The 22,571-nt window shown below is 58.9% G+C and carries 20 protein-coding genes; 9 read left to right on the forward strand and 11 right to left on the reverse strand.

The annotated features are described in order from the left end of the window. Positions 1-184 precede the first annotated feature (184 nt). The 5 genes from GO499_RS11475 (at position 185) to rplS (ending at position 2,797) form a co-directional block, all read left to right on the forward strand. Positions 185-490: a chorismate mutase gene (locus tag GO499_RS11475; protein ID WP_161862310.1), complete on the forward strand. Its 306-nt coding sequence runs from the start codon at positions 185-187 to the stop codon at positions 488-490. 37 nt (positions 491-527) lie between these two features. Continuing rightward, entirely contained in the window at positions 528-956 is a 429-nt protein-coding gene (gene rpsP / locus GO499_RS11480; RefSeq protein WP_161862311.1) for a 30S ribosomal protein S16, read from the forward strand. A gap of 69 nt (positions 957-1,025) precedes the next feature. Beyond that, on the forward strand, positions 1,026-1,574 hold the full coding sequence (rimM, locus tag GO499_RS11485) for a ribosome maturation factor RimM (protein WP_161862312.1): 549 nt from the start codon (positions 1,026-1,028) through the stop codon (positions 1,572-1,574). Beyond that, entirely contained in the window at positions 1,564-2,406 is an 843-nt protein-coding gene (gene trmD, locus GO499_RS11490) for a tRNA (guanosine(37)-N1)-methyltransferase TrmD (RefSeq protein WP_161862313.1), read from the forward strand. Before rimM ends, trmD begins: the two co-directional genes overlap by 11 nt. Positions 2,407-2,410: 4 nt before the next feature. Further along, positions 2,411-2,797, forward strand: coding sequence for a 50S ribosomal protein L19 (gene rplS / locus GO499_RS11495; RefSeq protein ID WP_161862314.1), 387 nt, complete (start codon positions 2,411-2,413; stop codon positions 2,795-2,797). 48 nt (positions 2,798-2,845) lie between these two features. On the opposite strand, the gene GO499_RS11500 is transcribed toward rplS, so the two are convergent. The 11 genes from GO499_RS11500 to GO499_RS11550 all read right to left on the reverse strand — a co-directional run bounded on the left by GO499_RS11500 (position 2,846) and on the right by GO499_RS11550 (position 17,024). Continuing rightward, positions 2,846-3,427 (reverse strand): ElyC/SanA/YdcF family protein, encoded by a 582-nt coding sequence (locus GO499_RS11500; RefSeq protein ID WP_161862315.1) that lies wholly within the window; start codon positions 3,425-3,427, stop codon positions 2,846-2,848. Then, on the reverse strand, positions 3,414-3,974 hold the full coding sequence (locus GO499_RS11505; protein WP_161862316.1) for a formyltransferase family protein: 561 nt from the start codon (positions 3,972-3,974) through the stop codon (positions 3,414-3,416). The genes GO499_RS11500 and GO499_RS11505 overlap by 14 nt, the downstream gene beginning before the upstream one ends. Before the next feature lie 72 nt (positions 3,975-4,046). Then, complete coding sequence (rpoC, locus tag GO499_RS11510; protein ID WP_161862317.1) at positions 4,047-8,258, reverse strand: DNA-directed RNA polymerase subunit beta'; 4,212 nt, start codon at positions 8,256-8,258, stop codon at positions 4,047-4,049. Between the two features lie 46 nt (positions 8,259-8,304). Then, on the reverse strand, positions 8,305-12,438 hold the full coding sequence (gene rpoB / locus GO499_RS11515) for a DNA-directed RNA polymerase subunit beta (protein WP_161862318.1): 4,134 nt from the start codon (positions 12,436-12,438) through the stop codon (positions 8,305-8,307). 244 nt (positions 12,439-12,682) lie between these two features. Next, positions 12,683-13,066, reverse strand: a complete 384-nt coding sequence (gene rplL / locus GO499_RS11520; protein ID WP_161862319.1) for a 50S ribosomal protein L7/L12 — start codon at positions 13,064-13,066, stop codon at positions 12,683-12,685. Between the two features lie 77 nt (positions 13,067-13,143). Further along, positions 13,144-13,656, reverse strand: coding sequence for a 50S ribosomal protein L10 (gene rplJ / locus GO499_RS11525; protein ID WP_161862320.1), 513 nt, complete (start codon positions 13,654-13,656; stop codon positions 13,144-13,146). A 257-nt stretch (positions 13,657-13,913) separates the two neighbouring features. Continuing rightward, positions 13,914-14,612: a 50S ribosomal protein L1 gene (rplA, locus tag GO499_RS11530; protein WP_161862321.1), complete on the reverse strand. Its 699-nt coding sequence runs from the start codon at positions 14,610-14,612 to the stop codon at positions 13,914-13,916. Between the two features lie 4 nt (positions 14,613-14,616). Further along, positions 14,617-15,045, reverse strand: a complete 429-nt coding sequence (gene rplK, locus GO499_RS11535) for a 50S ribosomal protein L11 (protein ID WP_161862322.1) — start codon at positions 15,043-15,045, stop codon at positions 14,617-14,619. A 117-nt stretch (positions 15,046-15,162) separates the two neighbouring features. Further along, the gene (nusG, locus tag GO499_RS11540; RefSeq protein WP_161863949.1) at positions 15,163-15,696 is read right to left on the reverse strand and encodes a transcription termination/antitermination protein NusG; all 534 of its coding nucleotides are present in this window, start codon (positions 15,694-15,696) and stop codon (positions 15,163-15,165) included. Between the two features lie 301 nt (positions 15,697-15,997). Next, positions 15,998-16,195: a preprotein translocase subunit SecE gene (gene secE / locus GO499_RS11545; protein WP_161862323.1), complete on the reverse strand. Its 198-nt coding sequence runs from the start codon at positions 16,193-16,195 to the stop codon at positions 15,998-16,000. A 76-nt stretch (positions 16,196-16,271) separates the two neighbouring features. Continuing rightward, entirely contained in the window at positions 16,272-17,024 is a 753-nt protein-coding gene (locus GO499_RS11550; protein WP_161862324.1) for an IclR family transcriptional regulator, read from the reverse strand. 180 nt (positions 17,025-17,204) lie between these two features. On the opposite strand from GO499_RS11550, the gene GO499_RS11555 reads away from it, so the two are divergent. The 4 genes from GO499_RS11555 to GO499_RS11570 all read left to right on the forward strand — a co-directional run bounded on the left by GO499_RS11555 (position 17,205) and on the right by GO499_RS11570 (position 22,570). Next, the gene (locus GO499_RS11555) at positions 17,205-18,821 is read left to right on the forward strand and encodes a GMC family oxidoreductase (RefSeq protein ID WP_161862325.1); all 1,617 of its coding nucleotides are present in this window, start codon (positions 17,205-17,207) and stop codon (positions 18,819-18,821) included. After that, positions 18,818-19,105 carry a hypothetical protein gene (locus tag GO499_RS11560; protein ID WP_161862326.1) on the forward strand — a complete coding sequence of 96 codons (288 nt, stop codon included), beginning with the start codon at positions 18,818-18,820 and terminating at the stop codon, positions 19,103-19,105. Before GO499_RS11555 ends, GO499_RS11560 begins: the two co-directional genes overlap by 4 nt. A 90-nt stretch (positions 19,106-19,195) precedes the next feature. After that, positions 19,196-20,293 carry a TRAP transporter substrate-binding protein gene (locus GO499_RS11565; protein ID WP_161862327.1) on the forward strand — a complete coding sequence of 366 codons (1,098 nt, stop codon included), beginning with the start codon at positions 19,196-19,198 and terminating at the stop codon, positions 20,291-20,293. 159 nt (positions 20,294-20,452) lie between these two features. Beyond that, complete coding sequence (locus GO499_RS11570; RefSeq protein ID WP_284154701.1) at positions 20,453-22,570, forward strand: TRAP transporter large permease subunit; 2,118 nt, start codon at positions 20,453-20,455, stop codon at positions 22,568-22,570. Position 22,571: the final 1 nt, after the last annotated feature.

Here is a 22,571-nt window from a genome sequence, read left to right on the forward strand (position 1 = left end):
CGGCTCGCGCATCGTCTCACGTGCCACCTCGTTCCGCTCGCCCAGGGTCATGCCCGGTTGTGTCAGGTCTTCCGCCATCACCAACAGCCAAGGCCGATGCGATGAGCAAAGCCCGAGCGAAACAGTCGCAATACCAAACCCATATTAAACCCATACCAAACCCAGCATTCACAGGAGGCCGCAAATGAAAGACGATACCGCCCGCGCTGCCTCCCTGCTGGCCGGTCACCGCGAAAGCATCGACCGGCTCGACGCCATTGTCGTTTTCACGCTCGCCGAGCGGTTCAAGCACACGCAGGCCGTGGGCAAGCTGAAAGCGGAGCACACCCTGCCCCCCTCTGATCCGAAACGGGAAGAGGAACAGATCGCGCGGCTGCAACGCCTCGCAGAGGAGGCAGATCTCGACCCCGAGTTCGCCACCAAATTCCTCAACTTCGTGATCTCGGAAGTGATCCGTCATCACGAACAACACCAAACAGTCAGCGGCTAACCCCCTGACAAACCAGCCATTTCAAAGGAGAAACACAATGGCCACGAAAATTCGTCTCGCCCGAGGCGGTTCCAAGAAACGTCCCTTCTACCGCATCGTCGTTGCCGACAGTCGCATGCCTCGCGACGGCCGCTACATCGAGAAAATCGGCACCTACAACCCGCTGCTTCCCAAGGACAGCGAAGATCGGGTGAAGATGGATCTCGAGCGTGCCAAGTACTGGCTCGGCGAAGGCGCACAGGTCAGCGACCGCATCTCCCGCATGCTGGAAGCAGCTGGAATCCTTGACAAAAAAGAACGCGCCAACACCAAGAAGGCGGAGCCGGGCAAAAAAGCCAAGGAACGCGCAGAGGAAAAGGCCGCCAAGGCTGAAGCCGCCAAGGAAGCTGCCGAAGCTGCCGCCGCAGCACCAGCTGAAGAGGCTGCTGCCGAAGAAGCACCAGCAGAAGAAGAAGCCGCCAGCTGATTGCTGGCATTCTGCCGCCCCGGCAATCTGCCGGGGCGGCAAAACCATGTCGGTTCAAAGGCTTGCAAGATGACCAAACCGGAACCTGCCCTCATTTGTGTCGGTGCCATAGGCGGCGCTTTTGGCGTTCAGGGTGAGGTGCGACTCAAATCATTCTGTGCCGACCCCGAGGCCATTGCCGACTATGCCCCCCTCACTTCGGAGGATGGCACCCACAGTTTCACCGTCAAGATCACCCGCCAGATCAAGAACGGCCTCGCGGCCCGCATGTCCGGAATTTCCACCAAGGAACAGGCGGACGCGCTGAAGGGCACACGCCTGTACGCGCCCCGGGAACGCCTTCCCGCCCTGCCCGACGATGAGTTTTACCATACCGATCTCATCGGTCTCGACGTCTTCGACACCGGTGGAACCAAGCTCGGTCGCATTCGCTCCGTTTACGATCACGGCGCGGGAGATATCCTTGAAATTCATACAAATAGCGGCAAACCATTGCTGTTGCCCTTCACGCGCGAAGCCGTACCCACAGTCGATCTGGCAACCCGCCGCATCATAGCCGACCCGCCAACGGAGGCCGAGGGCGACACCCCGCCGGAGGCCGAGTTCCATGGCGATTAAATCGCATGGTCGCCTTTCCATTTCGGCCAGCGTGAGACCACGCGAACTGATGGAAGACCGACCAACCCTCGCACACGCCTGGACCGCCCGCGTTCTGACACTCTACCCGGAGATGTTCCCCGGAACCCTGGGCCAGTCCCTGCTCGGCAAAGCACTGAATGACGGGCTTTGGCAGCTCCGGACACACGACATCCGCGATCATGGTCGCGGGAAACACAGGCAAGTCGACGATACCCCCTCCGGCGGCGGCGCCGGGATGGTGCTTCGGGCCGATGTCCTTCACGACGCCCTGTCCGCCCTTCCCAGCCGCCCGGACATGCCCACCATCTACCTTTCACCGCGCGGAAGACGCTTCGATCACGGCATGGCGAAAGCCCTCGCAGCCGGTCCCGGTGTCACGGTGCTTTGCGGTCGCTTCGAAGGCGTAGATCAGCGCGTCTTGGACGCTCATGATATCTTCGAAGTCTCGCTCGGGGATTTTGTACTGACAGGTGGAGAGATTGCCGCGCAGGCCTTGATTGATGCCACGGTTCGCCTTATACCCCGCGTGCTGGGCAACGCCGAGTCGACGGAAGAGGAAAGCTTTTCCAACGGCTTGCTGGAGCACCCGCAGTATACACGGCCCACGGACTGGGCCGGCCACAAGATACCGGAGATCCTCCTTTCCGGCCATCACGGGGCCATCGCTGCATGGCGAAGGGAACAGTCCGAGGCGCTGACCAAGGAACGTCGTCCAGATCTCTGGCGGGCATACGCAAGTAGGGACCCGAAGGAAGGCCAAGAGCAATCGGATGCGCACACCATCGCCGCAAAAGGCGAGAAAAAGGATTGAAGAGATGAACATCATCGAAACGCTCGAAGCAGAGCAAATTGCCGAACTCGGCAAGGAAATTCCCGATTTCGCCGCCGGAGACACGATCCGCGTCGGCTACAAGGTGACCGAGGGCACCCGCTCCCGCGTGCAGGCCTACGAGGGCGTGTGCATCGCCCGCAAGGGCGGCTCGGGCATCGGCGCGGCCTTCACGGTCCGCAAGATCTCCTTCGGCGAAGGTGTCGAGCGTGTCTTCCCGCTCCACTCGCCCAACATCGACAGCATCACCGTCGTGCGCCGCGGCAAGGTCCGCCGCGCCAAGCTGTATTACCTGCGATCCCGCCGGGGAAAGTCCGCACGTATTATCGAAAAGACAAACTACAAACCGAAGGGCGGCAACGCCGAGGCGTGACGCCTGGATTGCAAATCTTCGAAAAGGGCACCAATCCGGTGCCCTTTTTTATTTCGGCTCGAGAACCATTCTTGGATGCACCGCGCCATTGTAGAACGGATGCTTCGCCAGCAACCGCGCGGTAAATGCGGGAAGATCTCCGCTCTCGACCCCGGCAAATGTCCGATCAAAGGCTTCAATGCTTCGTTGTTCAGACGCCATCACATCTTGTCCAGCTTCGCTCGCTGCCGCTGCAAAAGCGATCTCCTTACCAGATCCATAGACCCGCCCAAACACATGTTTCAAACGGTCTATGTGGTAATCACTGCTGACAACTGTCAGCTTGTAGCGCTCAAATCTTGCCTCTATGTCGCGCCGGGAGAGTATTGCATCTCCAACACTGTCACGGGACTGCCTGTTGATCATGACACGGCTTTCCGCAAGATCCGGCCCGTGGGCACGCATCGCGTCAGCGATCGCGATGTCGCTGTCTTCACGATAGTCCCAACCAATGAAGAAGAGGATTTCTTCACGCCCCAACAACTGGTGGCCAAGCTCAACTCGAGCTGCAGTCTCACGATTCAGACGGCCATCGGCATCCATAAGGTTGGCGAGCACCAGCACGATGCCTATCGCATCATCCAACGCCATGATACCGGGCCACCGCGCTACTGATCTTCATATCCCAATTTACCCAATCTGGTAGCTCACTAGCCCTATGGTACGTGCCACCGTCCGGTTGCTGAACAATCTGATAGTCCTGCGCGAGAATTTTCGTAAGATTATCTTCAAACAACTGCTCGATACCCTCAACCAAGATAACATAGGTGTCGCGAAAACTGAGATCTTCGGGCTCAATCGCAAGTCTGGTCTGAAACGCGATGCCGCCGGTATCAAGTCCAAGGTCAATCTCGTGGATGGTTACCCCCGCAGGCGTGTCCTCTATCCAAGACCAGAAGTTCGGATGCGCTCCCCGGTTATAGGGCAAGTATGAAATATGCAGGTTCAGAATTGGTCGGCGCGCCGTGGAGATGACCGGTTTTTTCAGGATGAAACGGTAACCGAAGCTAAGAATCAGATCAAAATCCGCCAGGCTCTCTACCCGTTCACGGAAGTGCTCGACGTCATGTCCTGCCGCCTCCAGCAAACCGATAAGACGGGTCTCGTCTCGACCATATCCCAGAAAGGCGATACGCATTGCCGCTGCCTCCTCACACGAAAACGGCCAGACCAAATGGTCTGGCCGCTCTCAATTTCAAACGGTTAGAGTTCACTCCGCCGCAGGTGTTTCATCCACGACGACGGCGTCTTCCGCCGGCGCTTCCAGAGCAATCGCCGCCTCTTCCTGACGATCGGCGATAATCGCCGCGTCGCGGGAAGTTGCGATCCGCTTGATGTCGTGGGTCGCACCACCGGTGCCGGCCGGGATGAGGCGACCGACAATCACGTTCTCCTTCAAGCCGATCAGACGGTCACGCTTGCCCTGCGTTGCCGCTTCGGTCAGCACCCTCGTCGTCTCCTGGAAGGAGGCGGCGGAGATGAACGAGCGAGTCTGCAACGACGCCTTCGTGATGCCGAGCAGGATGGGGCCGCCTTTCGCCGGTTCCCGACCTTCGGCAACAGCCTTGGCGTTCGCTTCGTCAAACTCTGCTTTGTCCACCTGTTCTCCCTTCAACAGGATCGTGCCACCGGAATGGGAAACTTCCCATTTCTGAAGCATCTGACGGACAATGACCTCGATGTGCTTGTCGTTGATCTTCACACCTTGGAGACGGTAGACATCCTGCACTTCGTCAATAAGGTAATCGGCCAGCGCTTCGACGCCGAGAATTTGAAGGATATCATGGGGGGCGGGGTTGCCATCCATGATGTACTCGCCCTTCTCGATCCAGTCACCTTCCTGCACAGGGATGTGCTTGCCTTTCGGCACCATGTACTCGATCGTCTCCGCCCCCTCTTCGGACGGCACGATCGAGATACGGCGCTTGTTCTTGTAGTCCTTCCCGAAGTGCACGGTTCCGGAGGCTTCCGCGATGATCGCATGGTCCTTCGGACGACGGGCCTCGAAGAGTTCGGCAACACGCGGCAGACCACCGGTGATATCCTTCGTCTTCGCACCTTCGCGCGGAATACGCGCCAGAACATCGCCTTCCTCGATCTCCTGACCGTCTTCGACGGAGAGGATGGCGTCCACCGACATGGCGTGGACTTCGGGGTTGCCGTTGGAAAGACGCACAGGTTCACCGGTCGCCGGGTCCATGACGATGATTTCCGGCTTCAGTTCGTTGCCCTTCGGCGCGGCGCGCCAGTCGGAAACGATCTTCTGGCTGATGCCCGTCGCGTCATCCGTTTCCTCGCGGACGGAAATGCCCGCGGCAAGATCAACGAATTTGGCCACACCGGACTTCTCGGCAATGATCGGCAGCGTGTACGGATCCCACTCGAAGAGCTTGTCTCCACGGGCGACTTTGTCACCGTGGGCAACATGGACCTTGGATCCGTAGCTCATCTTGTAGGAGGCACGTTCGATGTCGTTCTCGTCGACGATCGCCAACTCCATACCGCGCGACATGACCACAAGGTCACCGTCACGGTTCTTCAGCAGGCTCTCATTGCGGAAGACGATCTGACCTTCCTGAGAAGCTTCCTGGAAGGATTGGCTGCCACCCTGTGCGATGCCACCGATGTGGAACGTTCGCATCGTCAACTGTGTACCAGGCTCCCCGATGGACTGCGCAGCAATGATGCCGACAGCTTCGCCCGGGTTCACCTTGGTACCGCGTGCAAGATCACGACCGTAGCAGGCTGCACAAATACCGTCCTCCGCCTCACAGGTGAGTGGTGAACGGATCTGCAGGCTCTGGATACCGGCAGCGTCGATATTGTCGGCCATACGCTCGTCAAGCATCTCGCCCTTACGGGCCAGAACTTCATCCGTACCTGGGCGCAGTACATCCTCGGCCACGACGCGGCCCAGAATGCGCTCGGAAAGTGAGGCTACGACTTCACCATCATTCACGGCCGCCTGTGCCGTGATCGAAAGCTCAGTTCCACAATCATCGATCTTCACGATGCAGTCCTGCGCAACATCGACAAGACGGCGAGTAAGGTAACCGGAGTTCGCAGTCTTCAGCGCGGTATCGGCCAGACCCTTACGGGCACCGTGGGTGGAGTTGAAGTACTCCAGCACGTTCAGACCTTCCTTGAAGTTCGAAATAACCGGTGTCTCGATGATTTCACCCGACGGTTTGGCCATCAGGCCGCGCATCCCGCCAAGCTGCTTCATCTGCGCAGGCGAACCACGCGCCCCGGAGTGGGACATCATGTAAACGGAGTTGGGTTCCATCTCGGCCCCCGCATCGTCCACCTTCATCGCCGAGATCGCACCCATCATGGCGTCGGCCACCACGTCGGAACACTTCGACCAAGCATCGACGACCTTGTTGTACTTCTCACCCTGGGTGATCAGGCCATCCATATATTGCTGTTCGAACTCCTTCACCTGGTCGCGCGTCTCGTTGACGAGCGTCCACTTGGTGTCGGGGATCACCATGTCGTCCTTGCCGAACGAAATGCCCGCCTTGAATGCCTCGCGGAAGCCGAGCGTCATGATCTGGTCGCAGAAAATGACCGACTCCTTCTGGCCGCAGTGACGGTAGACGGTGTCGATGACCTCGCCCACTTCCTTCTTGCGGAGTAGCCGGTTGACGATGTCGAACGGCGCCTTGTGGTTCAGCGGCAGCAAACCACCGAGGCGAAGACGCCCGGGAGTGGTTTCGAAACGCTTGTAAATCGGCATGCCTTCTTCATCGATCTGCTCGATGCGAGCCGTGATCCTAGCATGCAGGTGCACCACACCCGCTTCCAGCGCGTGATCAACCTCTTCCATGGAGCCAAAAACCATGCCCTCGCCCTTCATGCCCTCACGCATCAGGGTAATGTAATAGAGGCCGAGGATCATGTCCTGAGACGGCACGATGATCGGTTTGCCGTTCGCTGGCGACAGGACGTTGTTGGTGGACATCATCAGCACACGTGCTTCCAACTGCGCCTCGAGGCTCAGCGGAACATGTACGGCCATCTGGTCTCCGTCGAAGTCGGCGTTGAACGCGGAGCAAACCAGCGGGTGAAGCTGGATTGCCTTGCCTTCGATCAACACAGGCTCGAACGCCTGGATACCGAGGCGGTGCAGCGTCGGCGCGCGGTTCAGCATCACGGGATGCTCGCGGATCACCTCGTCGAGGATGTCCCAGACTTCCGGGCGCTCCTTCTCGACCAGTTTCTTGGCCTGCTTCACGGTGGAAGACAGCCCCTTGGCATCGAGCCGCGAGTAGATGAACGGCTTGAAAAGCTCCAGCGCCATCTTCTTGGGCAACCCGCACTGGTGCAGCTTCAGCTCCGGCCCCGTCACGATGACGGACCGGCCCGAGAAGTCGACGCGCTTGCCGAGCAGGTTCTGCCGGAACCGGCCCTGCTTGCCTTTCAGCATGTCCGACAGCGATTTCAGCGGGCGCTTGTTGGCACCCGTGATCACGCGGCCGCGGCGGCCGTTGTCGAACAGCGCATCCACGGATTCCTGCAGCATGCGCTTTTCGTTGCGGATGATGATATCCGGCGCGCGCAGCTCGATCAGCCGTTTCAGACGGTTGTTGCGGTTGATGACCCGGCGGTACAGATCGTTGAGGTCCGAAGTCGCGAAGCGGCCGCCATCCAGCGGCACCAGCGGGCGCAGCTCGGGTGGGATCACGGGGATCACCGTCAGCACCATCCACTCGGGGCGGTTGCCGCTTTCGCGGAAGTTTTCCACCAGTTTCAGACGCTTGATGATCTTCTTGGGCTTCAGTTCACCGGTCGCCTCGGCCAGATCGGCGCGCAGGTTCTCGGCTTCCTGATCGAGGTCGATCGCGGCCAACATCTCACGGATGGCTTCCGCGCCGATCCCGGCGGTGAAGGCGTCCGCACCATACTGATCCTCTGCGTCGAGGAACTCCTCCTCCGTCATCAGCTGGCCATGCTTGAGGTCCGTCAGGCCGGGCTCGATCACGACATACTGTTCGAAGTAGAGGATGCGCTCCAGATCGCGCAGCGTCATGTCCAGCATCAGGCCGATGCGGGATGGCAGCGATTTCAGGAACCAGATATGCGCAACCGGCGCGGCGAGCTCGATATGGCCCATCCGCTCGCGGCGCACCTTCTGCAGTGTCACTTCAACGCCGCACTTTTCGCAGGTAACCCCGCGATATTTCATGCGCTTGTATTTGCCGCAAAGGCACTCGTAGTCCTTGATCGGGCCGAAAATGCGGGCACAGAAAAGCCCGTCCCGCTCCGGTTTGAACGTGCGGTAGTTGATGGTCTCCGGCTTCTTGATCTCACCGAACGACCAGCTCAGGATCCGTTCCGGGCTGGCGAGCGAGATCTTGATCTCGTCAAACGTCTTCAGCGGCTGGACCGGATTGAACGGGTTCATCACTTCTTGGTTCATCGTGCGTACCTCAAAATTTGGGGAAGGAAGGGAGCGGCAGCGCCGCTCACTCCGATTCTTCCGCGTCCAGCAGTTCGACGTTCAGGCCGAGAGAGCGGATTTCCTTGACGAGAACGTTGAACGATTCCGGAACCCCGGCCTCGAAATTGTCCTCGCCCTTGACGATGCTCTCGTACACCTTGGTACGGCCAGCCACGTCATCCGACTTCACCGTCAGCATCTCCTGCAAGGTATAGGCGGCGCCGTAGGCTTCAAGGGCCCACACCTCCATCTCACCGAAGCGCTGGCCACCGAACTGCGCCTTACCGCCCAGCGGCTGCTGGGTAACAAGGCTATACGGGCCCGTCGAACGCGCGTGGATCTTGTCGTCCACAAGGTGATGCAGTTTGAGGATGTATTTCACCCCGACCGTCACCGGTCGTGCGAACTGCTCCCCGGTACGGCCATCGAAGAGGGTGGACTGACCACTCTCGTTGAAGCCGGCGCGCACCAGTGCGTCGTTCACATCCGCTTCCTTCGCCCCGTCGAAAACAGGCGTTGCTATCGGAACGCCGCGCGTAACATTGCTGGCCGCCTCGAGGAAGGCGTCCTCTTCCATCTCGTCCAGCGCCTCGTTGTAGACCTGTTCGCCATACGCGATCTTCATCGCGTCCTTCACCGGCGTGAGGTCACCTGTCCGGCGATAGTCCTTCAGAGACTCATTGATGGACTCGCCGAGGCCGCGCGCCGCCCAGCCCATGTGCGTCTCCAGAATCTGGCCGACGTTCATGCGCGAAGGCACACCAAGCGGGTTCAGCACCACGTCCACTGGCGTTCCATCGGCGAGGAAAGGCATATCCTCCTCTGGAACCACCTTGGAAATGACACCCTTGTTGCCGTGACGCCCGGCCATCTTGTCGCCAGGCTGAAGCTTGCGCTTCACAGCGATGAAGACCTTGACCATCTTCATCACGCCCGGCGGCAGGTCGTCACCACGGCGAACCTTCTCCACCTTGTCCTCGAACCGCCGGTCGAGAGCCTTCTTCTGGATCTCGTACTGCGCGTTCAATGCCTCCATCTCGGTCGCGTCGGCTTCGTCACCCATCGCAAGCTGCCACCATTGGCCCTTGGACAACGAGGAAAGCAATGCCTCATCAATGGTGGATCCGGAGGCGACGCCCTTCGGGCCTTTCACGGCCTTCTTGCCCATGATCAGAGTTTTCAGACGCGCGTAGATGTTGCGGTCGAGGATCGCAAGCTCATCGTCCCGGTCGCGCGAAAGCCGTTCGACTTCCTCGCGCTCGATCTGCAGCGCACGTTCGTCCTTCTCCACGCCGTGGCGGTTGAAGACGCGCACCTCTACAACCGTGCCGTAATCTCCCGGCGGCAGGCGTAGAGAGGTGTCGCGCACATCCGATGCCTTTTCACCGAAGATGGCGCGCAGAAGTTTCTCTTCCGGCGTCATCGGGCTTTCGCCCTTCGGAGTGATCTTGCCGACGAGGATGTCCGCTGGTCCGACTTCCGCACCGATATAGACGATACCGGCTTCATCGAGGTTCCGCAGAGCCTCTTCGCCGACGTTCGGAATATCGCGGGTGATCTCCTCGGGGCCGAGCTTGGTGTCGCGGGCCGCGACCTCAAACTCTTCGATATGGATCGACGTGAACACGTCATCCTTCACGATCCGTTCGGAGATGAGGATGGAATCCTCGTAGTTGTAGCCGTTCCACGGCATGAACGCGACGAGCACGTTCTTGCCCAGTGCCAGTTCGCCGAGGTCGGTCGAGGGACCGTCCGCGATGAACTCGCCCTTCACCACCGTGTCACCCACCTTTACCAGCGGGCGCTGGTTGATGCAGGTGTTCTGGTTGGAACGCTGGAACTTGCGCATCCGGTAGATATCCACGCCCGGATCGCCCGGGTTGAGGTCTTCGGTCGCGCGCACGACGATACGCATCGCGTCCACCTGGTCCACGATACCGGCCCGGCGCGCGGTGATGGCAGCACCAGAATCCCGTGCCACGATCTCCTCGATGCCCGTGCCCACGAAAGGCGCTTCCGCCTTCAGCAGGGGCACAGCCTGACGCTGCATGTTCGAGCCCATCAGCGCGCGGTTTGCGTCATCGTTCTCGAGGAACGGGATCAGCGAGGCGGCAACAGACACGAGCTGTTTGGGCGAGACGTCGATCAGATCGACATTCTCAACCGGATTCAGCATGTACTCACCCGATTTACGCGTGGAAACCAATTCATTCTTGAACCGGCCCTCTTCGTCGAGTTGAGCGTTGGCCTGCGCCACGGTGTGCCGCATCTCCTCGGTCGCCGACATGTAGACTACATCATCGGTCACTTGGCCATTTTCTACCCGGCGATAGGGAGTCTCGATGAAACCATACTTGTTCACGCGGGCGAACGAGGCCAGCGAGTTGATGAGGCCGATGTTCGGGCCTTCCGGCGTTTCAATCGGGCACATCCGACCATAGTGCGTCGGATGAACGTCGCGCACCTCGAAGCCCGCACGCTCACGCGTCAGGCCGCCAGGGCCAAGCGCCGAAAGGCGGCGCTTGTGGGTGACTTCCGACAGAGGGTTGGTCTGGTCCATGAATTGCGAAAGTTGGCTGGAGCCGAAGAACTCGCGCACCGCCGCTGCAGCGGGCTTTGCGTTGATCAGGTCCTGCGGCATCACCGTGTCAATCTCAACGGAACTCATTCGCTCCTTGATCGCACGCTCCATCCGGAGAAGGCCCACTCGATACTGGTTCTCCATCAGTTCGCCCACGGAGCGCACGCGACGGTTGCCAAGGTGATCGATATCGTCAACTTCGCCGCGACCGTCGCGCAGATCGACCAGCGCCTTGATCACGGCGATGATGTCTTCGTTGCGCAGTGTGCGCTTAGTATCCGGCGCGTCGAGGTTCAGACGCATGTTCATCTTCACGCGGCCCACGGCCGAAAGATCATAGCGCTCGCTATCGAAGAACAGCTGATCGAACAGCGCCGAGGCTGCCTCCACGGTGGGCGGCTCACCCGGACGCATGACACGGTAGATATCCATCAACGCGGTGTCGCGGTTCAAGTTCTTGTCCGCAGCCATCGTGTTACGGATGTACGGGCCGACATTGATGTTGTCGATGTCCAGTACTGGAATCGACTTCACACCCTGATCCAGCAGCAGCTTGATCGTACCGCCCGTGATCTCGCCTTCCTTGTCCGTCTCGATAGTCAGTTCGTCGCCTGCTTCGACCCAGATCTCGCCGGTTTCCTCGTTGATGATGTCCTCAGCAACAAAGCGGCCGACCAGCGTCTCGAACGGAACCACGATATCGGGCACATCACCAGCGTCGAGGATCTGCTTGACGGTTCTCGGAGTCACCTTCTTGCCTGCTTCGGCGATCACTTCGCCGGTTTTGGCATTGACGATATCGTAGGGCGGCTTTGTACCTCGGATACGCTCAGGGAAAAACTTGGTGGTCCAGCCCTTCTTGTGGTGCTTGAAGTTCACCGTGTCATAATAGGCTTTCATGATGCCTTCCTGGTCCAGCCCAAGGGCATAGAGCAGGGTCGTCACGGGCAGTTTCCGGCGGCGGTCGATGCGGGCAAATACGATGTCCTTGGCGTCGAATTCGAAATCGAGCCAGGAACCACGATAGGGAATGATACGGCTGGTGAACAGGAGTTTACCCGAAGAATGCGTCTTGCCTCGGTCATGGTCAAAGAACACGCCGGGCGAGCGGTGCATCTGGGACACGATCACGCGCTCGGTCCCGTTCACGATGAACGTACCGTTATGCGTCATCAGGGGCATATCGCCCATGAAGACATCCTGCTCCTTGATATCCTTGACAGACTTCGCGCCCGTGTCTTCATCGACTTCGAACACGATCAGCCGCAGGGTCACCTTCAACGGTGCGGAGTAGGTCATATCCCGCTGCTGACATTCCTCGGTGTCGTACTTCGGTGCTTCCAACTCGTATTTCACGAATTCGAGGATGGACGTTTCGTTGAAATCCTTGATCGGGAAAACGGACTGGAACACGCCCATAATCCCCTCACCGTCCATCGGCAGGTCCTGGTCACCTGATCGCAGGAAGAGATCGTAGGAGCTTTTCTGTACCTCGATAAGGTTGGGCATGTCCGCGACTTCGCGGATTTTGCCGTAGAATTTACGAATGCGTTTCTGACCGGAATGGGTTTGTACCATGCGTGCGCTCTAACCTTCGTTGCTCGGCCCGAGTACGCTGCCGGGGCCGCCGCGCGCTCAAAGCATTGCCTAAGGGGCTGCAATCTATACCAGCGGAACTGCCCATATTCCGCGCCCGACTGCTTGCACCTTTCACGGAGTTTTCGCGAAAACCCCGAAAGAGACGCAAATGGCCGGGCCCGAAATCCGGGCCCAGCCGAGGGTATGTAGTCAGGATGGTTCAAATTTGAACCACCCGTCCCGATTACTTGAGCTCGACCTTGGCGCCAGCTTCTTCGAGCTTCTTCTTGAGTTCTTCCGCTTCGGCTTTGTTGGCGCCTTCCTTGACAGCCTTGCCACCGGCTTCCACGAGGTCCTTGGCTTCTTTCAGACCAAGACCGGTGATTGCGCGGACTTCCTTGATGACGTTGATTTTCTTGTCACCAGCTTCAACGAGGATGACGTCGAATTCGTCTTTTTCCTCAGCAGCTTCGCCAGCGTCGCCACCAGCAGCCGGGCCCGCCATCATAACTGCGCCGCCAGCTGCGGGCTCGATGCCGTACTCATCTTTCAGAAGCGTTTTCAGTTCCTGTGCTTCGAGAAGGGTCAGACCCACGATCTCTTCAGCAAGTTTCTTGATATCAGCCATTTTTCAGTTCCGATTCCGTTAAGTTGTGTGATCCAGTGTCCGGCCTTGCCCGACACCGGCCCCATGTCTTGCAGAGATTATGCCGCTTTCTCCTCGATCGTCTCCAGGATGGAGGCGATGTTGGAGGCAGGCGCGCCAATCGCACCGGCGATGTTCGAAGCGGGAGCCGCGATGCAGCCCACGATGGAAGCGATAAGCTCCTCGCGGGAAGGCATCTGGCTAACGCTTTTCACACCGGCCTGATCCAGCGTAGTTCCACCCATGGCACCACCCAGAACGACGAGCTTGTCGTTATCCTTGGTGTAATCCATGACCACCTTGGCTGCCGCCACGGGGTCTTCGGAATAGGCCAGAACTGTCTGACCCTCGAGCAGAGGCGCGATACCTTCGGCAGGCGTCCCTTCAAGGGCGATTTTGGCGAGCTTGTTTTTGGCGACACGCACAGATCCACCAGCCGCCGACATCCGGCGACGGAAATCCGTCATCTGCGCAACCGTGAGGCCGGCGTAGTGCGAAACCACGACGACACCAGAGTCCGCGAAGATCTGGCCGAGTTCCGCGACCACTGCTTCTTTTTGGGCTCTATCCACAGTCTACTCCAAAATAAGGGGGGCAAGCCCCCCGGCTCAGGTTTGGCAGGTTTCCCCGCCGCTTAGGGTCCTTTCTACGGGTCCCTCCCAAAACCGCCCGAGGCTGCGCCCCGTTTGATCCTGTTCGCTCCCCGTCTCAGGCAGGAGATTAAGCCGGAATCCGGCACCCACCGTCTCGGACGTTGGGGATTTCTCCCCGGAAGTGGCACCTTTCGGTGCCTTGCGTCCGGTTGCCCGAACGCAATCTCGCAGCCGTATTACTCTGCTACAGCAGAAGCAATATCCAGCGTCACGCCCGGCCCCATAGTGGAACTGATGGCGATCTTTTTCATGTAAGTGCCCTTGGCACCGGAAGGCTTTGCGCGCTGAACGGCAGCGACAAAGGCCTTTACGTTCGCAGCCAGCTTGTCCTCGTCGAAAGAAGCTTTGCCGATGCCTGCATGCACGACACCCGCTTTTTCGGCCTTGAACTGCACCTCGCCGCCCTTTGCGGCCTCAACCGCCGACTTTACATCCATCGTCACCGTTCCCACTTTGGGGTTCGGCATCAGGTTGCGAGGGCCGAGAATTTTTCCGAGACGGCCAACGATCGGCATCATGTCCGGCGTAGCAATGCAACGGTCGAACTCGATCTTGCCGGACTGGATCGTCTCCATCAGGTCTTCGGCGCCGACGATGTCTGCACCGGCCGCCGTCGCCTCATCGGCTTTCGGGCCACGTGCAAACACGGCGACGCGAACGTCTTTGCCCGTACCGCTCGGCAGGCTGACGACGCCGCGGACCATCTGGTCCGCATGGCGCGGATCAACGCCGAGGTTCAGCGCAATCTCGACTGTTTCGTCGAACTTCGCATTCGCGTTTGCCTTGATAAGGGCAACCGCTTCCTCGATGGTCACATTCTGTTTGCCTTCGAACGCCTTTCGGGCAGCCGCAGTTCGTTTTCCAAGCTTAGCCATGGCGTTACCCTTTCACCTCGATACCCATCGACCGGGCGGAACCCAGGATGATCTGCATCGCCGCTTCGACATCATTTGCCGAAAGATCCTTCATCTTCGTCTCGGCAATTTCGCGAACCTGCTTCACGGTCACCGAACCGACGGTCTCGCGGCTCGGCAGCTTGGCACCGGACTGCAACTTCGCGGCCTTCTTCAGAAGGTAGGACGCCGGCGGCGTCTTGATGTCCATCGTGAACGACTTATCCACGTAATACGTGATCACAGTCGGACACGGCGCACCGGGTTCCATTTCCTGCGTCTTGGCGTTGAACGCCTTGCAGAATTCCATGATATTAATCCCGCGCTGGCCCAGTGCCGGGCCAACTGGCGGGGATGGGTTCGCCTTGCCGGCGGGCACCTGAAGCTTCATGGTGCCTGCAATCTTCTTGGCCATAGTGGCCTCCTCTCGTTCCATGCCATCTGGGCGCGCCCGTCCGGCTCTACATGGCGTGGTACGGTCTGCACATCGCGATGCGCGCGCCTCCCACAAACCCCCTGCGGGGATCTCTCATCAGGTCTGCTTGGCGACCTGCGTAAATTCCAGTTCAACAGGTGTCGCCCGACCGAAGATAGACACGGTCACCTTCAGGCGCGCATTGCCCTCATCTACATCCTCGACCATGCCTGCGAACCCTTCGAACGGCCCATCAGTCACGTTTACCTGCTCGCCCACATCAAAGGAAATCAAGCTGCGCGGACGCTCCGCCCCTTCCTCAACCTGGTTGAGAATCTGCGCAACTTCTGCATCGCGCATCGGCATCGGCTTGCCCTGCGGCCCAAGGAAACCGGTTACCCGGTTCGTATCCTTGATCAGGTGATAGGCCTGGTCCGACAAGTCCGCCTGAACCAGCACGTAGCCCGGCATGAACCGTCGCTCCGCCTGCACCTTCTTGCCGCGACGCACCTCGATGACTTCCTCGGTCGGCACCAGCACCTGAAGAATATCTTCTTCAAGTCCGTGTGTCACAACCGCCTCACGGATGCTCTCGGCCACCTTCTTTTCGAAATTGGAAAGGACGCTTACCGCGTACCAGCGTGCCGCCATGTCAGCCCAAGACCTCGGTTTCTTGCGTGCCGCCTCGGCGACCCGTTTATTCAATTTCTCCCCGGCACCCGGGGCTCCGCCGAACAAAAAGGAGCGCGCAGTCGAATCGCTGCACGCCCATCACTCGTTGGAATATGGGCTGATACCGAGAGTAGGATGAAAGTGCAAGGGGTAAAGAGGCCGTGAATGCCATACGCGCAGCGAGCTGCCAAACAAATATCCCTTGCAATGGACTGTCCGCAATTCATCTGCTTCCGTCAAGTGACGGGCACAAACTTCAGCGAAATTTCATGATTGCCGCTTAGTTCGCCAGCAGCAAGAACCCATCGAGACCGTTGCGAATGATGAAATCCACGAAGAAAAAGAAAACTGCGGCCAGGAAGGACAGAACGAAAACCATTACGCTCGTCAACAGTACTTCGCGGCGCGACGGCCACACGACCTTTGCCGTTTCCGCACGCACCTGCTGGATGAACTGAAAAGGGTTCGTTCTGGCCATATCGCTCGCTCCGACACTTCGCCCTGCCAGATACGACCCCAAACCGCCGGATGCAAGAGGCAGACGCCAATTCGCGTCACGCCATCATTACATCCCGCAACCGTTCCGCCGCTTCGCGCATGGTTTCGAACTGCGTTTCTGCCCGCGCGACAGAGATACGCTGCACCGGACCGTGCGTTGCCAACGCCGCCAGGAAACGCCCCAGCCCATCGGTCACGGGCACGGCGATCGCCACCATGCCGGTGATGAATTCCTCGCGGTCAAGCGCGTATCCCGCTTTCAGGATATCATCCAGTTCGGCAAGGAGCGTCGATGTCTGTGTGTGGGTTCGCTCCGTATGGCCCTTGAGTTCCAGACCCTGCACGAACGCCTTCCGGACATTGGCTGGCAGACTGGCGAGGTATACCTTGCCGCTGGCAGTGCAATGAAACGGCACATGGCTTCCCACGGGCAGTTGAATTCGGAAAGGCCAGTCCGCCTCCACCCGGTCAAGGTAGAACATACCCCGGTCCTCAGGTACCACGAAATTGACAGTTTCGCCCACTGCCGTTGACACGCCTTTCAGGATTTGATGGCGCGCGCAATGGAACCGGCCGTTTGCGAGCATACCCTGCCCCATGGCCACGCTGCGCTGCGTCGGCACCCATCCGCGCGCTCCGGCGGCGCTCATGATGTATCCTTCGCACTCCAGTGTTCGGCACAGTCTATGCACCGTCTGCTTAGAGAGGTTCATCGCAGCTTGTATCTGCGGCCCCGTCATCGGGCCAGCGGATTGCGCCAGCAACTCCAGAATGCGGATCGTCCTCAAGTTCGGCGGCAAATTCGCCATTCAGGCACTCCCCTGATCGAAAACTGGCGCCGCACGCCCGCCCTAAATTGCCGCCGCTCTTGAATACGCAATTTAAAGAATCCTTGCCCAATCAAAGGATAGCTGTTCTTCTATAAATAATCGAGACAAAAAGTCTCAAAAAATGGCAAACAATGTCAACCACTCCGGGGAGGGGTGCCAGTGTCGGAGGAGCTTTCCACTGACTACACGGCGGACGTCGTCATCGTCGGCGCTGGTTCAGCTGGATGCGTGCTCGCCAACCGGCTTTCCGCCGATCCCCATCTCTCTGTACTGCTTGTCGAGGCGGGCCCCGCTGACACCAGTCCCTGGATCCACATTCCCGTCGGCTATTTCAAGACAATGGGCCACCCGAAGCTCGACTGGCGCTATCGTACAGAGGCGGATCCCGGTCTCAACGGCCGCTCCATTCCCTGGCCACGTGGCCGCACACTTGGTGGATCGTCCTCAATTAACGGCCTTCTTTACGTTCGGGGTCAACCAAGGGACTTCGATCGCTGGCGGCAACTTGGAAATCCCGGCTGGGGCTGGGATGACGTCCTACCCTATTTCAAGCGCTCCGAGCACTGGGAGGACGGTGAGACCGAAGAACGCGGCGGCACCGGTCCTCTCTGCGTTTCCCGCTCACGCCTCTCTCGCCAGATCGTCGATGCGTGGCTGGAGGCAGCGCAGGAAGCTGGCTTCGCAAGAAACGCCGATTACAACGAAGGTGACCAGGAGGGCGTAGCTCAATTTCAATTAACGATGCGTGGCGGATGGCGATGTTCATCGGCACGAGCCTATCTCAGCGCAGCCCGACTCCGCAAAAACCTTGAGATCCTGACGGACTCTCCCATCGAAAAACTGCATCTGGCCAATAATAGGGCCACGGGCCTGACAGTCCTTCATCGCGGCGTTCAGAAAACAATATGCGCTCGTCGTCTCGTCATTCTCTCCGCCGGTGCGATTGGTTCACCGCAAATCCTGATGACGTCGGGTATCGGTCCGGCAGCGCACCTGCAGGAGCTCTCAATCCCCGTAATCCGTGATCAGCCCGGCGTCGGTCAAGGCCTGCAAGATCATCTTCAGGCCCGACCCGTCTACCGCTGCACCCTGCCGACGATAAACACCGAAGCCCGCAGTCTGGCGCGCAAGGCACTGATGGCTGCTCAATTTGCAGTCAACCGCACCGGGCCGATGACGATGGCTGCCTCACTCGGCACCGCATTTCTGAAGACGAGGCCGGAGCTGGACACTCCGGACATCCAGTTCCACATTCAGCCTTTCAGTGCCGACAACCCAGCCGATGGTCCGCACTCATTCTCGGCCTTCACGACTTCGGTTCTGCAACTGCGCCCGGAAAGTCGGGGCCAGATCAGGCTGAAGACCCCACATCTGCGCGACGCTCCGGCCATCCATCCGAATTACCTTGCAACGCCAATCGACTGTCAGACGCTTGTCAGCGGTATCCGAATCGCTCGCCGAATTGCCAGACAGCCCGCGCTTGCCCGCCACATTACGGCCGAGCATGCACCCGGTCCGGAGGCTGAGGAAGACGACGCTCTGCTCGAATGGGCTCGCAACACCGCGACAACGATCTATCATCCGACAGGCACCTGTCGCATGGGCGACGGACGCATGTGTGTGGTCGACGCACGTCTCAACGTCCATGGCATCAGCAACTTGAAAGTCGCCGATGCCTCGATCATGCCCGAAATTACTTCCGGAAACACCAACGCACCAACGATCATGATTGGGGAAAAAGCTTCGGATATCGTCCTGGAGGACCTGCAAGCATGATCGACGCCGATATCAACCTCGGAGAGAATTCGCGTTGGCAGAATTCTTCTTGGTTTGGTCCGCTGGCGGCCGTTCAAGGTAATGCGGGGACGCATCGATCCACGGCGGAATCGGCCCTCACCACCACGGAAGATATGCATTCCGATTGGCCGCGCATCTCACTGCGATCAGCGCTGATCTACGTCGCGACAGAAATGCAGTTTCGGGGACTATTCACTACTGCCCACGGTATCGGCCAGATGTTTGGCCCGATTGATGGTTACGATCTCGAAATGGGGCACTGAAACCGAATTTACCCAACGGACGGGGCAATGCCTTCGGACCCGACCGATGAAGCAGAATCAGGAAGGCACATGTTTTTATGGGAGGATGGAATGCTGAACATCAAGACACTGACAGCGACCGCGCTCGGCCTGGCGATGCTTACATCAGCGGCAATGGCGCAAACGGTTATCCGCGTACAATCGGTAATACCGGCCAAGGCGGATGAAGTTTTCATGCTTGAGGACTTCGCCAAGGATGTCTCCGACCTAACGGATGGCAGTCTACAGATCGAGGTCCTGCCTGCCGGCGCGATCGTAGGCGTGGCCGAAACACTGGACGCTGTCGATGCCGGCCTTATCGAGGGTGGCTTCGCCTGGACGCACTACTGGTCCGGCAAACACCCGGCCGCCATGCTCTTCGGCTCGCCTGTGGCGGGAGCGGGTGTCGGAATTGACAACATCGCCTTCGTGTCCTGGTTTCAGTATGGCGGCGGCAAGGAACTCTATGACCAACTCTGGAAGGAAATGGGCGTGAACGTAAAGGGCTTCATGCTTCAGCCAGTCGGCCCTGAGGCCCTCGGCTGGTTCAAGGAGCCGATTACCTCCATGGATGATTTCCGGAAGTACCGCTTCCGCACGCCGCCAGGCATCCCCGGCCAAACGTACAAGGACATTGGTATTGCCTCGGTCGCCATGGGCGGCGGAGACATTCTACCTGCACTCGAAAAGGGTACGATCGACGCAGCCGAATGGTGCTGTCCGAAGCCCGATAGTGTCTTCGGTTTCCAGAAAGTGTTGAAACACTACTATCTGCAGGGCCTTCACCAAGTCGTCGTCAACGCAGATCTTTACATCAACGGCGATGTTTACGAAGGCCTGTCGGACCGAGAGAAAAAGGCTCTTGAAGTGGCAGCGAATGCCTCCTTGTCGAAATCCATGTCCTACCGCATCTTCGAGAATGGTAAGGCGTTGAAGGATCTGACGGAAAACCAGGGCGTCATCCTGCATGACACGCCAGAGGACTACTTCAAGGAATACATGGACGCAGCCCGCGCTAGTCTGGAAAAGAACGCGGAGGAGAACGCCTTTTTCGCCGAAGTTTGGCAGTCGCAAAAGGATTTTGCGGAGATCGCAGTTCCCTTCTGGGCTGGGGCGCAGACCTCCAATGCCAACCTCGGGCGCGCCTTTGCCGACAGCATCGCGAAGTGACCCGGCGCCGCTGAAATCTGCGCTCGGTCCCGGCGGTCGGGCGCAGCGCCGGAGGCACGCTCCAAAGATGCCTGCTCCCTCGCCAAGGTGCCTACAAGGCGGGACGGGTCAAACCACACCGGGTGCGGCTGCGCGGCACCCGGATCCGAAGGTTCAAGCATGACAGCGACTGAACTCGATATCACCGACGAACTCATCGCGGAAGCCAGCACTAACCGACCCGGCGAAACTCCACCGGACATGACTCCGTGGATGCGTCCGGTCGTCGCAACCATCGATCTCGTCAACCTCTGGGCCGGGCGGATTACCTGCCTCCTGCTGACCCCGGTCATGGCCGCAATGATTACCGAAGTTTTCTCCCGCTCGATGTTCGGATTCCTCGTCGACATCGGATACGAGGATACTGCACGCACCTATTTCGGTCCGACACTGTGGTCCTATGAAGTTACCCGCATGATCGCAGGCGCGATGTTCATGCTCGGCGCTGGCTACGCACTCATGCGGGGCGTCCATATCCGTGCGGATTTTATCTACCGCAAGTGGTCGCCGAAGACCCAGGCCACTGTCGACGCCATCCTCTACATGGCGTTCTACTTTCCGGCGCTTCTGCTGTTTCTCTATATTTCCGGCGAATATACCTTGAAGGCGTGGCTGACCGGCGAACGCGCGATGGACACAACCTTCATGGCACCACTGGCACCGGCACGCACCGCCATGCCACTCGGCATTCTTTTTCTTGTGCTTCAGGGCGTCTCCGAACTGCTGAAATGCCTGTATCGCATGGGCCACGTTCGGGAACGCAAGTTTGTGCTGTTTCTCCCTTTCTACCTGATAATCCTCACTATCACGATCCTCTCGGTCCTGTTCCCGTCCACACTGCCTGCCGGCACTTTGATTGAAAGTCTGACAGTCGCAACCGGCTTTGGCGAAATGCCGTCGGCGACCATCGGCCTCGTCATGCTGGCCGTCATGCTGCTCGCAATCTTCGTTGGCTTTCCTATCAGCTTTACCCTGATCTTCCTCGGTTTCACTTTCGGCGCGTGGGGATTCTCCTCGAAACTGGTGTTCTACCTTCAGACATTACAGTTCAATTCGGTGATGCTCGATGAAACCCTCGCTGCCGTGCCGTTGTTCGTTTTCATGGGCATTATGATGGAAAAGGCAGGCCTGATGGAGCGCCTGTTCACCTCTGTCCAGCTGATGCTGTCGCGCACTCATGGAGCCCTCTACCTTGCGGTGCTCTTCGTCTCCACGATCTTCGCCGCCGCCACAGGCATTGTCGGAGCCTCCGTGACCATCCTCGGGATCATGGCTGCGAAAACGATGAACCGCTCAGGCTACAACGTCCAGCTTGCCGCCGGCACGATCACCGCCGGCGGTACGCTTGGCATCTTGATTCCACCATCGATCATGCTCGTCGTCATGGGGCCTGTGCTGGAAATTCCCGTTACGGATCTCTTCGCCGCCGCCATCATCCCCGGCCTGATGCTGGCTTTCCTTTATGCGCTTTATGCCCTTGGTCGCTGCTGGCTGAATCCCACACTCGGCCCACCTCTGGCAGAGGACGAGCGACCGAACGACATCGCCTACGTGGCGCGCGAATTCTTCCTCGGTCTCGTGCCGCCCGCCCTTTTGGTCGCCTCCGCTCTCGGCTCGATCCTGATGGGTTGGGCCACGCCCACCGAAGCCGCCGGCTGCGGTGCCTTCGGCGCAGTCCTCCTTACCCTCGCCTACGGAAAATTCACTTTCCGTGGTGGTTATGACGCCCTGATCAAGACCTTGGAGATTACCGTCCTGATCATGTTCCTCGTCGCGGCGTCGAATTTCTTCGGTGCTGTCTTCTCACGCCTTGGCACCCCGTCGATGCTGACGGAACTCCTTCTCTCTCTCGATATGCCGCCCACTGTCATCCTGATCATGGTGATGGCGCTGATCTTTATCTTGGGCTGGCCGCTCGAATGGGTACCGATCGTGCTGATCATTGTGCCCATTCTCATACCGGTTGTCGCTGGTCTCGCCCCGGCAATGGCTATGAGCGAGACCCAAATGCTCACATGGTTCGGCATACTCGTAGCCGTCAATCTGCAAACGGCCTGGCTCAGTCCTCCCGTGGCCTTGTCCGCCTACTTTCTTAAAGGCGTGGTTCCGGAATGGGATCTGAAAGACATTTATCTGGGAATGATGCAGTTCATGGTCATCCAGTTAATCGGCCTGATCCTGGTCTTCACCTTCCCGAAGATCGCACTCTGGCTGCCCAACTACATCTACGGAGGCTGAT

The organism is Algicella marina (assembly GCF_009931615.1).
Taxonomy (GTDB): Bacteria; Pseudomonadota; Alphaproteobacteria; order Rhodobacterales; family Rhodobacteraceae; genus Algicella; species Algicella marina.

What these genes read in the sequence shown, in the direction of transcription:
- GO499_RS11565 (WP_161862327.1), top strand. Translation starts at nt 19,196, where the DNA reads ATGCTGAACATCAAGACACTGACAGCGACCGCGCTCGGCCTGGCGATG.
- GO499_RS11560 (WP_161862326.1), top strand. Translation starts at nt 18,818, where the DNA reads ATGATCGACGCCGATATCAACCTCGGAGAGAATTCGCGTTGGCAGAAT.
- rplS (WP_161862314.1), top strand. Translation starts at nt 2,411, where the DNA reads ATGAACATCATCGAAACGCTCGAAGCAGAGCAAATTGCCGAACTCGGC.
- GO499_RS11500 (WP_161862315.1), bottom strand. Translation starts at nt 3,427, where the DNA reads ATGGCGTTGGATGATGCGATAGGCATCGTGCTGGTGCTCGCCAACCTT.
- rpoB (WP_161862318.1), bottom strand. Translation starts at nt 12,438, where the DNA reads ATGGTACAAACCCATTCCGGTCAGAAACGCATTCGTAAATTCTACGGC.
- secE (WP_161862323.1), bottom strand. Translation starts at nt 16,195, where the DNA reads ATGGCCAGAACGAACCCTTTTCAGTTCATCCAGCAGGTGCGTGCGGAA.
- rpsP (WP_161862311.1), top strand. Translation starts at nt 528, where the DNA reads ATGGCCACGAAAATTCGTCTCGCCCGAGGCGGTTCCAAGAAACGTCCC.
- GO499_RS11550 (WP_161862324.1), bottom strand. Translation starts at nt 17,024, where the DNA reads ATGGCGAATTTGCCGCCGAACTTGAGGACGATCCGCATTCTGGAGTTG.
- nusG (WP_161863949.1), bottom strand. Translation starts at nt 15,696, where the DNA reads ATGGCGGCACGCTGGTACGCGGTAAGCGTCCTTTCCAATTTCGAAAAG.
- rplK (WP_161862322.1), bottom strand. Translation starts at nt 15,045, where the DNA reads ATGGCCAAGAAGATTGCAGGCACCATGAAGCTTCAGGTGCCCGCCGGC.
- GO499_RS11505 (WP_161862316.1), bottom strand. Translation starts at nt 3,974, where the DNA reads ATGCGTATCGCCTTTCTGGGATATGGTCGAGACGAGACCCGTCTTATC.
- GO499_RS11570 (WP_284154701.1), top strand. Translation starts at nt 20,453, where the DNA reads ATGACAGCGACTGAACTCGATATCACCGACGAACTCATCGCGGAAGCC.
- rplA (WP_161862321.1), bottom strand. Translation starts at nt 14,612, where the DNA reads ATGGCTAAGCTTGGAAAACGAACTGCGGCTGCCCGAAAGGCGTTCGAA.
- GO499_RS11475 (WP_161862310.1), top strand. Translation starts at nt 185, where the DNA reads ATGAAAGACGATACCGCCCGCGCTGCCTCCCTGCTGGCCGGTCACCGC.
- trmD (WP_161862313.1), top strand. Translation starts at nt 1,564, where the DNA reads ATGGCGATTAAATCGCATGGTCGCCTTTCCATTTCGGCCAGCGTGAGA.
- rpoC (WP_161862317.1), bottom strand. Translation starts at nt 8,258, where the DNA reads ATGAACCAAGAAGTGATGAACCCGTTCAATCCGGTCCAGCCGCTGAAG.
- rplL (WP_161862319.1), bottom strand. Translation starts at nt 13,066, where the DNA reads ATGGCTGATATCAAGAAACTTGCTGAAGAGATCGTGGGTCTGACCCTT.
- rimM (WP_161862312.1), top strand. Translation starts at nt 1,026, where the DNA reads ATGACCAAACCGGAACCTGCCCTCATTTGTGTCGGTGCCATAGGCGGC.